The 16543-nt window shown below is 37.6% G+C and carries 15 protein-coding genes; 5 read left to right on the forward strand and 10 right to left on the reverse strand.

Translation table 11 applies throughout. From position 1 onward, the window contains the following. Window positions 1-39: 39 nt before the first annotated feature. Both frr and pyrH read right to left on the reverse strand, forming a co-directional pair. Window positions 40-597 carry a ribosome recycling factor gene (frr, locus tag SJY23_RS07230; RefSeq protein ID WP_396598016.1) on the reverse strand — a complete coding sequence of 186 codons (558 nt, stop codon included), beginning with the start codon at window positions 595-597 and terminating at the stop codon, window positions 40-42. A gap of 53 nt (window positions 598-650) precedes the next feature. Continuing rightward, window positions 651-1355 carry a UMP kinase gene (gene pyrH, locus SJY23_RS07235; RefSeq protein ID WP_035334584.1) on the reverse strand — a complete coding sequence of 235 codons (705 nt, stop codon included), beginning with the start codon at window positions 1353-1355 and terminating at the stop codon, window positions 651-653. A gap of 282 nt (window positions 1356-1637) precedes the next feature. Here pyrH and SJY23_RS07240 point away from each other — a divergent pair, with 282 nt between their 5' ends. Then, on the forward strand, window positions 1638-2111 hold the full coding sequence (locus SJY23_RS07240; RefSeq protein WP_396598017.1) for a hypothetical protein: 474 nt from the start codon (window positions 1638-1640) through the stop codon (window positions 2109-2111). A gap of 122 nt (window positions 2112-2233) precedes the next feature. On the opposite strand, the gene tsf is transcribed toward SJY23_RS07240, so the two are convergent. The 4 genes from tsf to rplM all read right to left on the reverse strand — a co-directional run bounded on the left by tsf (window position 2234) and on the right by rplM (window position 5141). Continuing rightward, a complete protein-coding gene (gene tsf / locus SJY23_RS07245) occupies window positions 2234-3199 on the reverse strand; it encodes a translation elongation factor Ts (RefSeq protein ID WP_035334579.1) in 966 nt (321 codons plus the stop codon). A gap of 91 nt (window positions 3200-3290) precedes the next feature. Next, window positions 3291-4091: a 30S ribosomal protein S2 gene (gene rpsB, locus SJY23_RS07250; protein ID WP_035334578.1), complete on the reverse strand. Its 801-nt coding sequence runs from the start codon at window positions 4089-4091 to the stop codon at window positions 3291-3293. A gap of 207 nt (window positions 4092-4298) precedes the next feature. Next, a complete protein-coding gene (rpsI, locus tag SJY23_RS07255; RefSeq protein ID WP_013750177.1) occupies window positions 4299-4685 on the reverse strand; it encodes a 30S ribosomal protein S9 in 387 nt (128 codons plus the stop codon). Beyond that, window positions 4686-5141 carry a 50S ribosomal protein L13 gene (gene rplM, locus SJY23_RS07260; protein ID WP_035334577.1) on the reverse strand — a complete coding sequence of 152 codons (456 nt, stop codon included), beginning with the start codon at window positions 5139-5141 and terminating at the stop codon, window positions 4686-4688. Between the two features lie 294 nt (window positions 5142-5435). Between rplM and SJY23_RS07265 the strand changes: the two genes are divergently transcribed. From SJY23_RS07265 to SJY23_RS07280, 4 genes are all read left to right on the forward strand, one after another. Beyond that, entirely contained in the window at window positions 5436-8129 is a 2694-nt protein-coding gene (locus SJY23_RS07265; protein WP_396598018.1) for a DUF5916 domain-containing protein, read from the forward strand. A 109-nt stretch (window positions 8130-8238) separates the two neighbouring features. Next, window positions 8239-9084 carry a hypothetical protein gene (locus SJY23_RS07270; protein ID WP_396598019.1) on the forward strand — a complete coding sequence of 282 codons (846 nt, stop codon included), beginning with the start codon at window positions 8239-8241 and terminating at the stop codon, window positions 9082-9084. A 124-nt stretch (window positions 9085-9208) separates the two neighbouring features. Next, entirely contained in the window at window positions 9209-9403 is a 195-nt protein-coding gene (locus tag SJY23_RS07275) for a hypothetical protein (RefSeq protein WP_396598020.1), read from the forward strand. A 172-nt stretch (window positions 9404-9575) separates the two neighbouring features. Next, window positions 9576-10079: a hypothetical protein gene (locus SJY23_RS07280; protein ID WP_396598021.1), complete on the forward strand. Its 504-nt coding sequence runs from the start codon at window positions 9576-9578 to the stop codon at window positions 10077-10079. Between the two features lie 116 nt (window positions 10080-10195). Here SJY23_RS07280 and SJY23_RS07285 read toward each other — a convergent pair whose 3' ends face one another. The 4 genes from SJY23_RS07285 to SJY23_RS07300 form a co-directional block, all read right to left on the reverse strand. Next, complete coding sequence (locus SJY23_RS07285; RefSeq protein ID WP_396598022.1) at window positions 10196-10882, reverse strand: LipL32 family surface lipoprotein; 687 nt, start codon at window positions 10880-10882, stop codon at window positions 10196-10198. A gap of 264 nt (window positions 10883-11146) precedes the next feature. Then, a complete protein-coding gene (locus SJY23_RS07290; RefSeq protein ID WP_396598023.1) occupies window positions 11147-11833 on the reverse strand; it encodes a tetratricopeptide repeat protein in 687 nt (228 codons plus the stop codon). Window positions 11834-11844: 11 nt separating this feature from the next. Further along, window positions 11845-14694: a DNA polymerase I gene (gene polA / locus SJY23_RS07295; protein WP_396598024.1), complete on the reverse strand. Its 2850-nt coding sequence runs from the start codon at window positions 14692-14694 to the stop codon at window positions 11845-11847. An 805-nt stretch (window positions 14695-15499) separates the two neighbouring features. Then, window positions 15500-16528: an isoaspartyl peptidase/L-asparaginase family protein gene (locus SJY23_RS07300; protein ID WP_396598025.1), complete on the reverse strand. Its 1029-nt coding sequence runs from the start codon at window positions 16526-16528 to the stop codon at window positions 15500-15502. Window positions 16529-16543: the final 15 nt, after the last annotated feature.

Here is a 16543-nt window from a genome sequence, read left to right on the forward strand (position 1 = left end):
ACATGGTCGCTTTTTTATAATTGTTTAACGTCTGTAGTATTATACAGTCATAATCTCTTCTTCTTTCTTACTTAAGACTTCTTCTATCTTCTTGATATGAATATCTGTAAGCTTCTGGATATCTACTTCTGCATTTGCCTTTTCATCTTCAGAGGCGTCATCTACTTTTTTGATATCGTTATTGGCATTTTTACGGTCATTACGCACACCTACCTTTGAGTCTTCTGCTTCTGAGCGAGCTTGTTTTACAAGATCTTTACGTCTTTCCTCTGTAAGTGGCGGAACGTTAATGATAATGTTTTCCCCATTATTCATAGGGTTAAAACCTAAGTTTGCATTTATAATAGCTTTTTCAATCTCTTGCATTAAGCTTTTCTCCCACGGCTGTACAGTTATTGTGCGACCATCTGGAGTGTTTACATTTGCCACTTGGCTCAAAGGCGTAGGGCTCCCGTAATAGCTTACCATTAAACCTTGTAGCATTGCTGGGCTTGCTTTTCCTGCACGTATGGTAAGTAATCGTTTTGCTAAGTGTACAATGGCATCATCCATTGCTTCTTTGGCAGTATCTACTATAAATTTTAAATCTTCGTTCATGGTAATATAATTATGATAGCAAGTTTACAAAAATTGAGCCAATTCTCTTGACGTTAGTTTACGGTAGTACCTATCGCATCACCAGAGACTACTTTCATTAAGTTACCTCGTGTGTTCATATCAAAAACAATAATAGGTAGTTCATTCTCCTGGCTTAATGTAAATGCAGTAGTGTCCATCACTTTTAATCCTTTACGTAACACATCGTCAAAAGAGATATGGTCATACTTAATAGCATCTGTATTTTTCTCAGGATCTGAGTTATAAATACCATCTACTCTTGTTCCCTTTAAAATTACATCTGCCTCTACCTCGATCGCTCTTAGTACTGCGGCAGAGTCTGTAGTAAAGTATGGATTACCTGTACCTGCTCCAAAAATGACAACACGTCCCTTTTTAAGATGTGCCATCGCTTTACGGCGTATAAAAGGCTCGGCTACTTCATTAATTTTCACCGCTGTTTGTAGTCTTGTTTTTACGTCTGCTTGTTCTAGCGCGTCTTGTAGAGCTAGGCCATTTATTACAGTGGCAAGCATTCCCATGTGATCACTTTGCACGCGATCCATTCCTTTGCTAGCTCCCGCTACACCTCTAAAGATATTTCCGCCACCTATAACAATAGCAACTTCAACACCTTTTTCTGTTACTGCTTTAATGTCTTCTGCATATTCTGCAAGACGGTTAGGATCTATTCCGTACTGGCGATCTCCCATTAAGGCCTCACCAGAAAGTTTAAGTAATATTCTTTTATATTTCATAGTCTGTGTAGTTATGCAAATATACTATTTAAACAGAATGATTTAAAAATGTGTGGCAATGGTTTTTTACGCTTTCGCGAAAGCGGGCTTTTGTAAAATAAATATCTTCTTTAAACCAATTAACTTGATTGTGATTGAAGATTCGTTTTATTTAGGAAGGTGTGATGGGGTTTTAATCTTTTGACTTAGAGTGTTTTGATGCTTTGTTTTAAGGGTGAAGTGGTATTGGTTTGTGTCATACTCATTATAATTTTGGGGTCGTAATCACAAAAACAACATACAATGGCAAAACTACAAGCTACATCATTAAAAGTTATTGGTAACGCATCAAGCGGTATTGATATAGAAATTAAAACAGATATTGTCTTTAGTAAGCTCGATAAGCAACTGGATGTTATCTATTACATACAAGGATTTGTTTACGACGTAGATGGAGAGGAAGATATTATGATGCCGCTCATTAATGAATTGCATTGTCAATTAGATGTTGAGCAAGTAAAAGACTCTTATTCTAACGAGGACGATATGATTTACAACAAGCTTGGCAAGAGTTATAAGGCAAGTAATGGTAATGTTACCACCCGTTTTAAATTCCAATTACAAAAAGACCCGAGCTCCGTTAGACCAGGTAATTTTCTTGTAAGCAATAAGGTTATTGAGGCATTGCGAGATGAAAAAGATGGCTATGCTCTTGAACTCAAAGCAATGTTTGTGCTCACTAATGAACTTAATGGTATTGCCTATTGCCATAAGTAGAAGTAAAGAGGTGTCTGTATCGATAATGGATCAGTACAATTCTTAGGCTTCTTTAAAAGACCTAAATAAAAAAACGCCTCCAGATGGAGGCGTTTTAAATATCAATAAAGTTTGTAAAGCGATTAAGCTAGAGAAACTCTTTTAAAAGCTACTACAGATGCATCACCTTTTGAAGCAACAAATTCTGCTACGTTCTGGCTTTCATCCATAATAAAACGTTGGTCAAGTAACGCTTGCTCGTGATCAAGAGTCGTGTTGTCTGCAACAAAACGAGCTACTTTACCAGGTACAATGTTATCCCAGATTTTTTCTGGCTTACCTTCTGCTTTTAATTGTTCTTTAATATCTGCCTCTGCCTGTGCCATTACTTCTTCAGTAAGTTGTGACATAGAGATATATTGAGGTACGTTTTTAAGAGTCTTCCCAAGACGACCTAATTCAATATTATCTTTTTCGATAGCAGCAATACGTGCCTCAGTTTCTGATGCTACAAATGCAGGGTCAAAATCTTTGTAAGAAAGCGTGTTTGCTCCCATAGATGCTACTTGCATAGAAACGCTCTTTGCAACTTCTGCAGCGTTATCAGTAGCAGCACTAAGACCTACTAGGGCACCTATTTTGTTACCGTGTACATAAGAACCTACAAAAGGAGCTTCTAATGTCTCATAACCTCCTATTTCGATTTTCTCACCTATTACACCAGTTTGCTCGATAAGCTTTTCTGTAACAGTCATTCCGTCAAAATCTGCAGCAAGCATTTCTTCTTTAGAGTTTACGCTTAATGCGATTTCTCCCATTTTTGTAGCTAGCTCGATAAAAGAATCGTTTTTTGTTACAAAGTCAGTCTCACAGTTAAGTGATACAACAACTCCGCGTGTGTTATCTGCATTGATCTTTGCAATAACTACACCTTCAGAAGAATCTCTATCTGCTCTCTTTTCAGCAACTTTCTGTCCTTTTTTGCGTAGTACAGTGATTGCCTCATCAAAGTTACCATCTGCTTCAACTAGGGCTTTTTTACAGTCCATCATTCCAGCTCCAGTAGCTTCTCTTAATTTCTTTACGTCTGCGGCGGTAATGTTTGCCATGATATATAAGGTTTTAAAATTGAAAAAAGTCGTCTATTCGTTTTCAACAAAGAAAAGAAGTAGACGACTTTTAAGTATTATCAAATAGTTATTATTCTTCTTCTTCGCTAGCAGCTACAGGTGCTTTTGCAGGCTGAGCTTTAGGAGCTTTTGCTTCTTTTTTAGGGGCATCTGCACCTTCTTTTTGAGCATCTTTTCCAGCTTTACGATCTGCAAGACCAGCGCTAACAGCTTCAGAAACGAAACCTACGATTTTGTCTATAGATTTAGAAGCATCATCATTTGCAGGGATAAGATAATCTACTTCTCTTGGATCAGAGTTAGTATCTACCATTGCAAAAATTGGAATGTTTAATTTTTGAGCTTCTTTAATCGCGATGTGCTCTCTCTTGATATCTACTACAAATAGAGCGCCTGGAAGACGAGTCATATCTGAAATAGAACCAAGGTTTTTGTCAAGCTTCTCACGAAGACGGTTCATCTGTAGTTTTTCTTTCTTAGAAAGTGTATCAAAACGACCGTCTTTTTTCATCTGGTCGATTGTCTGCATTTTCTTAACAGCCTTACGTATTGTAACAAAGTTAGTAAGCATTCCACCAGGCCATCTTTCTGTGATGTACGGCATATTTGCGTTACGTGCTTTTTCAGCTACGATATCTTTAGCTTGTTTTTTGGTAGCTACAAAGAGTATTTTTCTACCTGAAGCAGCAATCTTTTGAAGAGCCTCGCAAGTCTCTTCTATCTTTGCTGCAGTTTTGTAAAGATTGATGATGTGTATCCCATTGCGCTCCATATAGATATACGGTGCCATGTTTGGATCCCATCTTCTTGTGAGGTGTCCAAAGTGTACACCTGCATCAAGCAATTCTTTTATTTCGATGTTGTTTGCCATTTTTGTAATAGTTTACGTTCCGTTGGACATTAAAATTAGCAACTCCGAGTTCACGAAGTTTAGATGCTAAACTAACCTTATTAGACTCCGCTTTCGCGAAAGCATAATAAGCAACGACAACATTTCAATTAATTTTAAATTTTGATAGTAATCAGTTTCCAATAGTCTCTCTGTAGTAATAAAACCACTTGAGAGCAAAGCGAAATATTAACGCTTAGAGAATTGGAATTTCTTACGTGCTTTCTTCTGACCAAATTTCTTACGTTCCACCATTCTTGGGTCACGAGTAAGAAGTCCTTCTGGCTTAAGGATAAGACGATTTTCTTCGTCTAGCTCACACATCGCTCTAGAAAGAGCAAGTCTGATAGCCTCAGCTTGACCAGTAATACCACCACCATAAACGTTTACTTTAATATCAAAGTTACCTTCATTGTTAGTCATAACAAGTGGTTGGTTTACTTTGTACTGAAGTGTTCCTGTAGGGAAGTAGTTGTTCAGTTCTTTTTTGTTAATAGTGATGTTTCCTTTTCCTTCAGAAAGGTAAACACGAGCTACTGCGGTCTTACGACGACCGATTTTGTGTAAAGTCTCCATTTACTTAATTTCGTTTAGGTTAATGGCACGAGGCTTCTGCGCTTCCTGATCGTGCTCTGCTCCTGCATACACTTTAAGGTTGCGGAAGATAGCACTCCCCAATTTGTTTTTTGGTAACATCCCTTTCACGGCAGCTTCTACTACACGTGTAGGATCTTTCTCGTAAAGCTCTCTTGCTGTAAGACTACGTTGCCCACCTGGATAACCTGTGTGACGGATATATGATTTTTCCGTCCACTTGTTTCCTGATAATTGCACCTTTGCAGCGTTTATGATAACAACGTTATCTCCACAATCTACGTGAGGTGTAAAGCTTGGCTTGTACTTACCGCGTAAAAACTTAGCTACGATAGAAGACATACGACCTAGCGTTTGTCCGTCTGCATCTATCAAAACCCACTCCTTGTTTACGGTAGCTTTGTTTGCAGATACTGTTTTGTAACTTAATGCGTCCACACTAATTAATTTTAATTAAACATTCCATTTCCCGCCTAAAAACGGGTTTGCAAAAGTACATAAATTTATTTATCACACAAACGTCTGTCTGACTATATTTTATATTGTTCTTTTTCTTTGTCAAATAAGTATTATAAAGTAGTTCTAAAAATGCTCATAATACTTGATTTTTCACGCTTTCGCGAAAGCGTACTTCTCCACTTAAAATGTTAAGATAATCATAAAGCGTGTTTGTTGCTGTCACATTTACAGAGCTGTAGAGTCTTTCAAGTAGCATCAATCAAAACCAAACCAATGTTACTTACTATCAATCAACTCCGAGTAGTAATCGTACTCTTTTTCCTAAGTTCCCTGAGCTTAGTAGCACAAACAGAAGCTACTGAGTCTAGCCTCCCCAAGAAAGTCTACAACACAATTGCTGTTAACGGAGAGGCTCCAGATATAGATGGAGACCTCTCTGATACAGCATGGAAAAATGTGGAGTGGTCTACAGATTACTTGCAATTTGAGCCAGATGTGGGGGCACCACCCACTAAACAGACTAAAATGAAAATTACTTACGACGATAAAAATCTTTATGTGGCTTTTCATTGTCTTGAAAGTGATAAGTCTAAAATAGAGAGAAGGCTAGGGCGTCGAGATGATTTTCCTGGTGATTGGGTAGAGATCAATATAGATAGTTATAATGACGATCGTACGGCTTTTTCTTTTACTGCCTCTGCTTCTGGAGTAAAAGGCGATGAGTTTGTGTCAAATAACGGAAACTTTGATAGTAGCTGGAATCCTATCTGGTATTTAGCCACGGGAGAAGATGAACAGGGCTGGACGGCAGAAATGCGTATACCTTTGAGTCAGCTACGTTTTAGTGCAGAAGATGTTCAGACCTGGGGCATACAGTCTACAAGACGCTACTTTGCAAATGAAGAGCGTTCTACATGGCAACCTTTACCAGCAAATCCTCCGGGATGGGTGAGCGAATTTGGAGAATTACGTGGAATTAAAGGAATCAAACCACAGAAACAATTAGAGATTCAACCTTTTGTATTGGGTCAGTATGACACTTTTGAGGAAGAAGCAGGAAACCCTTTTAGAGATGGAGATGATTTTGGAGGGAATGTAGGTCTCGATGCAAAAATTGGAATTACTAATGATTTGACACTTGATCTTACTGTGAATCCAGATTTTGGACAAGTAGATGCAGATCCTGGCGCTATTGCATTAGACGGGTTTGAAATATTTTTTGAAGAGCGTCGTCCTTTCTTTGTAGAGAATAAGAGTGTCTTTGATTTTAGAGTAGGTGGTGGTGCAGATAATGTGTTTTTCCCGAGACGTATAGGGCGCACTCCGCAGGGAGGGACCACCTTTGATGCCTCAAAAGGAGAGTATGAAGATTTTCCTACCAATACTACCATATTAGGAGCGGCAAAGTTTAGTGGTAAAACAAAAGATGGCTGGACAATAGGTGTACTAGAAAGTGTGACGGGAAAAGAATTTGCCGAGATTGAAATAGACAATCGAGAAGAGATTACAGACCCTCTAGAGTTAGATGGACTTTTAGGACAAAAGCGCAAAGAGCTAGTCGAGCCACTTACTAATTATTTTGTAGGTCGTATACAGAAAGACTTTAATGACCGTAACTCTTTTGTAGGCGGGATATTTACCACAACACATAGAGATATGGAGCGTAGTCTAGATTTTCTCCATACCCAAGCTTATACTGGAGGAATTGATTTTAGACATAACTGGAAAGATCGCAAGTATTATGTAGAAGGTCGTGGTATTATCAGTCGTGTAAATGGAGACCCTCAAGCTATTTTAAATACGCAGACGTCACTTACACATTTATACCAGCGAGTAGATGCAAATCATCTAGAAGTAGACCCAGATGCGACAAGTCTCTCAGGAACTGGTGGTAATCTAGCTGTAGGTAGAGGGAGCGGTAAGTGGAGATACGAACTAGGAGGAAACTGGAGATCTCCTGGATTAGAACTTAATGACATAGGCTTCTTGCGTCGCGCAGATCGTATTGTGCAATTTGCAAGTGTGAGGCGCTTTTGGAATAACTCAACTTCTTGGTATAGACAAGCAAATGTAGGGGTAGAGCAAACCACGCAATATGATTTTGATGGAAACTTCAACCGTATTCAGTATGAAGGTAGAGCAGAAATTAATTGGAAGAACAATTGGTTTACAGAAGTAGGAGGAGCACATAAACCTCGCATATTTATAAACTCCTTCTTACGTGGCGGGCCACGATGGAGATTTAATGAAGAGAATTTTTATTTTGCTGCTGTGGGTACAGATCAACGTAAGAAATTAAGTGCAATCGCGATATATGTAAATTCTCAAGCAAAACAAGATAACTTTTCCTTAAATAGGTATGAGCTACGTCTCAACTACCAGCCGCTAGACGCATTGAGTTTATCACTCTCTACGCAATATGATATGAACCCTAATAAAACGCAATACGTATCACAGCAGTCGTATGCGCCTGCGACCTTCGGGACGAGATATATAACTGGGGAGATTGAGCAAGAAACGCTGAGTGCAACGTTGCGTGTTAATTACAATATCAATCCTAATTTTACCATACAGTACTATGCACAACCATTCCTAGCAAAAGGAAGTTATTCTAATTTTAATTTTGTGGCAGATAGTGAGAATGAAAATCTCAATGAGCGAGTTACTTTATTTAATCAGAACCAAATAAGTGAGATAGATGGCGGCTATGCCGTAGATGAAGATATGGATGGTGTGACAGATTATAGTTTTGGTAATCCAGATTTTAATTTTGTGCAGTTTCGTTCTAATCTTGTGGCAAGGTGGGAGTACATCCCAGGTTCAGAAGTGTTTTTGGTATGGTCACAGGGAATAGAAGGAGGAGCGTCTTCTGGAGAAAATCTTACCGAAGCTTTTGATAGTCAGGTGCTAGGAAAGCAAATTAGAAATACGTTTTTAGTAAAGTGGACCTATAGATTTGTGTTGTAAATGCGTATTTCTCAAAAATTTGTAAAGTGTGTGTTTTTTCTATTGCTATCACTTTAGTAATTTGTAATTATGTAGAAACTATACGATTAACATTTAAAATTTTTGATAAATGATAGGAGTGAGGCAAGGACTAATTTTAGTACTAGTATTCGTTTTATTTAAAACAGTTAGCTATAGTCAAGTAGGCGTAGGGACAGTATCACCTTATGCAGCTCTTGATATAACAAGTAGTGATAGTGGTCTTCTAATCCCACGTGTAGATTTAAATTCCATATCCGATGTTACTACTGTAGTAAACCCTAATGGACCTAATCTCATAGAAGGTACTATGGTATACAATACAGGTGATGGTGCTTTAACTTCAAAAGGATTTTATTTTTGGCAAGATAGTCAGTGGAATCAAGTAGCACGAGCAAACCAAAGTTCGGTACGTTTTGGTAAGATTCTTATAAATGCCTTAGGAACAATTAGTGTGACGGGAGTAGGTTTTGAGCCTAGTTCTATCGAGTTTACAGCTATAAATAGAGTGCAAGGTTTTGATGAAGGTACAGCTAGATCTGGCACCAATAATTCAAACGATATAAGAATGGCTGGAGGAATGACTACTGGTTATGCAATCAATGGAGCCTCTGGTATGATAGACCAACAAGTGATTTCTAATGCTTTTAGTGGTTCAAGTATTAATAACATAGGTACTTATGCTTCAGAAGACTATTGTATAGCAGCTTATTTTGTTAATAATAATGGATTGCCACTTTCTGATAATGGTACAAGTGGTGGGTCAAGCGGTACTAGCCATGAAGGTTTTATAAGGGCTTCTCTCGATAGTTTTAATACAGATGGATTTACACTTAATGTAGATCGTTTTCTCAATGGATCAATTGTCAGTGGAACAACAGGAGAAACAATTGATAGAACTAATCAGATTGTTGTGCTTTATAAAGCATATCGATAAGTTGGTAATCTTAAAATTATTTAATATTTGAATTTTGAGAAATTGAAATTTAAATATTTATTTTTTTGTTGCGCTTTCGCGAAAGCGTGATAATTATTACTATGTTTAAATAAAAACACTTAAAATGAAGTATATAGCGTTAGTGTTGTTTATTCTAAAATTGAGTTGCTCAAGTGACGAAAATCAAAATAAGTTATCTGTAAAGGGAGAAACGTACTTTGCGGTATCCTATAAAGTTGAAAACGCCATAGATATTAATGTTGGTGGAACGACCACTTCAGAACAAGAGGTGGCAACAGTAACCTATCAAAAGCAATAGTAGTAAGTTGCTATTCATAAATCAAAGCCAGATATTCAACTAATGAATGTCTGGCTTTTTTATGCAATTGAAATATGTGATCCCCATAGATTTAAGTGAAATGTTAAAATTGTTACACTTAATTAATAATCTAATGCAAGAACGCTCTATATTTGAAATAGTAAATTTAACTATGAAACGGATTAATATTTTTTCTCTTGTAGCTCTTAGCTTTTGTAGCTGCGGTGATGACGATGTTAGTAAGAAAGACAGCGTCAAGGGAGGTGTGTACAAACAAATATCTTACGAGATTACCGTGCCATTAGATTTAAATAATGATGGTATTCTTTCAACTAACTTATTGGAGGAAAACGGAGCAGTTCTGAGTCCGCAACAGATTACTTTTGGATCGGATAACACGGTGATACCGCCTTATCCTATTACTACATGTGTAGATGATGATGGGAATGGTCATTTAAACGAATTTATATGCTTAGTAGTAGTCAACTATGTAAATCCTCCGTCATATGTGCAGACCGAGAGAACAGTAACTATTGATAATAGTATTGTAGGGTTGCTCTCTGAAGATAGGGATACATTGAGATTTGAAGAAACACTTACTAGAGACTTATTAAATAATGCACCTATGGGAGGTTTTGACGATACAATGGCAATATCTACTTACGTGAGAGAGTAACTAGAAAATATAATATAGTACAAATAAGAAAGCCCAAATATCGCAAGATATTTGGGCTTTTATTTTTAACTGCTTTTATAAAGCGTAGTTGAAGACAGTTTAGTAATGAATACTAATTAGTCCATTTGCTCTAGAAGTCCTTCTAGTGTGTTAGACATCACAACTCCAGGTAATTTTACTGGAGAACCTATTTGAGCTAAGAAAGTACCATTTACTTCACCTGTTTTGTAAGTAGTAAAACCTATTCTGTATAATCCTTTAGTTAATGCTTTTAAAGGGTTGCTTGCTTGGCTTTCGTAGCGTAGTAAAGAGTTGTACTTACGGCCACTAGGTTGCTTAGGCATTTCTCCACTATCATCATTTCTTTCAAGGGTAGTCCAAGTTGCATTTGCAGAACCTGCAATTCCATCTTTTGTAAACACACTAGATCTTTCTAAAGTAATGTAAGTATCAAAATAATCTTTTGAGTCTTTATTCTCTTCATATCCAGCACCTATAATTGGGTTTTTAGTTTTTGCTTTTCCAGCAGGAGACATCATTCTCAATCCTAGTTCTGGGGCTACAGCAGGAACCCATAGGTAAATGTAGTAGAATTTCTTTCCATCTTTGATTTCATTTTCCGTACCAGGAGCAGCGTGACCTAAATAGCTTACTACGTCTAGATAAGGTACTCTTTTAGAAACAGGACCTACCTTTTTTTCAATTGAACTTCCAAATGCTTTTAATTTTTGAGCATTCATGTTACTTGCTCCTACAGCAAATAAAAAGAGGGCTAATAAACTGATGTTTTTGAGTGTTTTCATTGGTATTGATTTGTTAGATTTTAATAAGCGCCAAATCTATACTTTAACTCAATAATTTACTTGTATATTATTGTTAATAAATGTTTAATTACTAATTTTCAGATGTTAATTTATCTAAGCTATTTTTAATGCGCCTCAAGCCAATTTTGAGCTAAATCAGTTGTAATTTGACCAACAAGGTATAAGATTCAAAAGTAGTGACGAGGATTTAGGAAATAAAAAAAGAATTATTAAAATTCCATTTTTGTAATATTGTAGACTAATCTATTCACTTTTTTTTAAACCTTTTAATAAATTTTCCGCATCAATAAATCCATAGGTTACAGCCTCTTTTAAATGTTTTCGGGCATTTAATGTGTCATTTAATTTGAGAAATGTTTGACCCAGCCAGTTGTGGCTATTGCCAATTTCAAATCCATATTTTATTGAGGTTTTTAAATCTTCTATGGCAGAATTATAATTACTGAGATTTAAATGAGCTATTCCTCTTTCGTGTATTATTTCAAAATCTTTTACACGGTAGTCAGAATCACTGTCCCATCTACCTGCATAATTAATAAATAGTCTTATACTATCACTTTTTATGGCACCTTCTGTTTTAAGAGCTTCGTTATAATAATTTATCGCTATCTGATACTTTTCAAGGCGCTTAAAATTATTGCCAATATTGTTTAAGACCATGGTGTTATCGGGATCAAATGCAAGAATAAGTTTGTAGTCCTCAATTGCGCCTTCAAAATCACCAATCATAGATTTGTCAGCACCGCGATTAATTAATGCTGGTCGAAAGTTTCGTCTTTTGCTAATAGCTTTATTCAGAAGCCTTATAGCCTCTTCATATTTGCCATCTTTTTCCAGATCAAAAGCCTCATCGTAGTAATCATCTGCACTTCTTATATCGCAAGAACTGAAAACTAATAAGGTTAATAAAATAATTGAAAATCTTTGCATATGACTTAACTCTAATGCGCCTCAAGCCAATTCTGTCCCAGTCCAACCTCAACATCAAGCGGCACGGCCATCTTAAAAGCACTTTCCATTTCTGTCTTGATGAGCTCTTTAATGGCGTCTAGCTCGTCATTAGGAACATCAAAAACAAGTTCATCATGTACTTGCAGTAGCATCTTTGTTTTGTAGTCGCTGTTTTCTAGCTTATCAAAAATATTAATCATCGCGATTTTAATAATATCTGCTGCGCTTCCTTGTATAGGGGCATTCACCGCATTTCGCTCGGCTGCGCCTCGCACAACTCCGTTGCTGGAGTTAATGCCGTTAAGGTAACGACGTCTATCTAACACTGTTTTTACATAGCCATTTTCTCTCGCAAACTCAACAAGCTCGCTCATGTAGTTGCGTAGTTTTGGGTATGATTTGTAATAATTGTCTATAAGTTCTTTTGCCTCACCACGAGATAAATCGGTCTGGTTAGAAAGTCCAAAGGCAGAAACCCCGTAAATTATCCCAAAGTTTACTGTTTTTGCATTACTACGTTGCTCGCGAGTAACTTCTTCTAGTGGCACATTAAAAACTTTGGCAGCTGTACTAGCGTGAATGTCTTCTCCATCTGTAAAGGCTTGGATCATGTTCTCCTCCTCACTTAAAGCTGCAATAATGCGCAGTTCTATTTGAGAATAATCGGCAGCGAGTAGTGTGTGATTTTCATCTCTTGGCACAAAAGCCTTACGCACTTGACGACCGCGCTCTGTACGAATTGGAATATTCTGTAAGTTAGGATTGTTTGAGCTCAAACGTCCCGTAGCTGCAACCGTTTGCATGTAATCTGTATGCACGCGTCCATCTTGAGCTACTTGCTCTGGTAGTGCGTCTACATAGGTAGATTTTAATTTTGATAAGCCTCGGTAGTCTAGTACTTTCTGGATGATGTCGTGATCTTTTGCAAGATACGAGAGTACATCTTCGGCAGTAGAGTACTGACCAGTTTTAGTCTTTTTAGGCTTGTCGACAAGTTTCATTTTGTCAAATAAAATCTCACCCAACTGCTTAGGAGATCCTATATTAAATTCTTCTCCCGCTTCCGTGAAAATTTCTGATGTAAGACGCTCTATGTCTGCATTGAGATCACCAGACAGACTTTGTAAGAAAGATACATCAAGATTGATTCCTTCTACCTCCATAGCCGCTAGCACACGTAATAACGGAATTTCTATGTCATCAAATAGCTTGCGAGTACCAGCCTCGTCTAGCTCTTTTTCAAAATGATGTTTAAGTTGTAAAGTAATATCTGCATCCTCTACCGCATATTCTGTTTGATCGTCTACAGAAACATCGCGCATTGATTTCTGGTTCTTTCCTTTCTTCCCTATAAGTTCTGTAATAGAAACGGGTGTGTAATTAAGGTAGGTTTCTGCGAGTACGTCCATATTGTGACGCATATCTGGGTTGATGAGATAATGCGCTAGCATGGTATCAAAGAGTTTGCCTTTTACCTTTACATGATACTTAGCAAGAACCTTAATATCGTATTTTAAATTCTGTCCTATCTTTTCAATTTCGGTATTTTCAAAGAAAGGTCTCAACTCTTCTATAAGTGCCTGAGCTTCTTCCTTGCTTTCTGGAAAGGGTATGTAGTAACCTTTTCCTGCTTCCCATGAAAAAGCAATCCCTACTAGTTCTGCAACGAGCGGATCGAGACCTGTAGTTTCTGTGTCAAAACAAACAGAAGACTGATTGTTCAGGTTTTGTATGAATAATTTTCGCGCAAGCGGACTATCAACTTTTTGATAAAAATGTTGCGTGTCTTTTATAGTCTTTCGTGTTGACGCATCAGAAACTGCGGCTGCAGTCGCCCCGCTATCACCACCAAATAATGAAAACTGACCAGCTCCAGCACTAGGAGCAGCTGCTTTCTTTGCCGAAGGTGTAGAAGAAACTTGCGTTCCTTGATCTGCTTCTCCAGAAAATATTTTGATAAACTGATCCTTCATTCGGCGGAACTCAAGCTCTTCAAACTTTTTACCCACAGCCTCGGCATCTGGCTCAGAAAGTTCGTAATCTTTTGCATCAAAAGTTACATCACAGTCTAGCATGATAGTCGCTAGCTTTTTTGAAAGTAGGCCTAGCTCTGCATTTGCAATTACTTTCTCCTTCATTTTACCTTTGAGCTTATCTGTATTTTCAAGTAAGCCCTCCATAGATCCATATGCAGCAATAAATTTCTTTGCCGTTTTATCGCCCACACCTGGAAGTCCAGGTATGTTATCTGAGGCATCACCCATCATTCCTAGGTAATCAATAACCTGTTCTGGGCGTTCTACTTCAAAGCGTTTTTGGACTTCTGGAATACCCCATATTTCTATACCGTTACCCATTCTGGCAGGCTTGTACATAAAGATATTTTCAGATACTAGCTGTGCATAGTCTTTATCTGGTGTGACCATATAAACCTTAAAACCTTCCTTTTCGGCTTGCTTAGATAGGGTTCCTATGAGGTCATCTGCTTCTACACCTTGGCGCTCTATAATTGGGATGTGCATTGCTCTAAGAATCTCTTGGATATGAGGAATCGCGATGCGTATTGCCTCTGGAGTTTCATCGCGGTTTGCTTTGTAATCTTCATAAGCTTCTACACGTGCAGAGCTTCCACCTTTGTCAAAAGCCACAGCAAGATGGTCTGGACGTTCTCTTTTTATAACATCAAAAAGACTATTAGTAAAGCCCATAATTGCACTCACATCCATGCCGGTGCTTGTGATACGTGGGTTTTTTATGAGTGCATAATACCCCCTAAAAATGAGCGCATATGCATCTAGTAAAAATAATCTCTTCTGGGTATTCTCGGTGGTATTGGTCACGTGAAGGTGTTTTGAATTACGCTTTCGCGAAAGCGTATTACGGCTAAAACTCAAATGTAAGAAGATGTACTTAGATATAGCAGCAGTGTTGATAAATAGTAATGCCCAAACTTAATGACTTAAGCGAATTTTTCGTAAAAATGAAATGAGTGGAGGGTTAAGCAAACTAGCTACAGCCTATTCAATACTATATAATAGACGTATTTCAAAATAAGCTTAGAAAGACATAATCAGCGATGACTTTTAGTTTGTGCCGTAGCGAGGGAAATTTTTAGTAAAGTTCGGTTAAGTCTAGACTTTTTTGGTTCGTTTTTTTGTCAATGAAAAAAATGAACATATCGGGTATTAGAACTTAACCTCAATCACAGTAAAAGCCAAGCAAGAATGAAAAATACATAAAACCGCTCGTTTTAAAATAGTGCTAGCATTAGAGCTTGTCTACTCGCGACCCCGTTATGATTTGTTGTGAAAGCCAATCCTTGACTTAAGGGCATAAAGAAAGCCAAGCAAGAATGCTTGGCTTTCACCCCAAATCATAATTGATTATTTAAAGTCAATTACAACAGTCTTAAATATTTTTTGCCATAACGGCTTGCGCAAATATATAACAAATCTTTAAATAGAATATTGTGTAATATTGAATTCTGCGATGATCTTGGTGTTTAATTGATTGAAATTCAGTCCTTAAAAAAACGTTTTTTAGTTTTTGCAATTAACTTAACCTTAGTAAAATAGTGTCTTTTGTGTATTTTGGCGATGTAAATAGGCATCGTGTCTATTTTGTGTAGCAAATGTGCGTGATGACCTAACTATTTTTTGTGTCGTAAAATGAAGATAAAATATTTTCATTTTTTTTATTTTGATATTTCATCATGGTAAATCCTTCGTGAATACAATGACTGCCAGTTTCGCCAGATTTATTCATAGCGATATATGCAATTTGAAAATCTTTATAACGAGGACCTTTCTTTGTGATTCTATGGATTGCTTCCTCGCAGGCAGCCTGTGGTGACATTCCAGAACGCATTAACTCTACTATTAAAAAACTCCCCACTGTCTTGAGTACTTCTTCTCCCATTCCAGTCGCTACGGCACCGCCTACTTCATTATCTATAAAAAGGCCAGATCCTATGATGGGAGAATCTCCTACGCGTCCTTTCATTTTATAACCTAATCCAGATGTAGTACAGGCACCTGCAATATCCCCATTGCTATCTATTGCTAGCATCCCGATGGTATCGTGATTCTCTATGTTAATTTCCGGTTTGTAATCACTAGTTTTTAACCACTCTTTCCAAGCTTCTTTGCGTTCTTCTGTGAGTAGTTTTTGTCTAGCGAACCCTTGTTCATAGGCAAATTCTTCGGCGCCTTTTCCTGCTAAGATGACGTGGGGTGTTTCTTCCATAACCTTACGAGCAAGTGCAGCCACATTTACTATGTTTTCAACAGCAAGCACAGCTCCGCAATCTCCTTCTGGATTCATCACGCAAGCATCTAGCGTTACATTACCTTCTCTGTCTGGTGTGGCTCCTATACCTACAGTTGTATTTTTAATATTTTCCTCTTCCACAGCGACGCCTTTTATAATTGCATCGAGTGCAGAGGTGCCGTTTTCTAGAAGTTCGCCAGCTTTTGCTGTTGCTCCAGAAAAGCCCCAGGTGCAAATGGCAATGGGAGATGGTTTTATAATATTTTCATTTTTCGCTTTCGCGAAAGCGTTATAACCTTTCTTCCTATTTTCTGTGCTGAGGTCATTGCATGCCATCAAGCTTGCTCCTGTAGCAATACCAGCTCCCGCAACTGCCGATTTATTTATAAATTTTCTTCTGTTCATAATCCGGTATTTACT

The sequence above is a fragment of the Dokdonia sp. R86516 genome (assembly GCF_044596715.1).
Classification (GTDB): Bacteria; Bacteroidota; Bacteroidia; order Flavobacteriales; family Flavobacteriaceae; genus Dokdonia.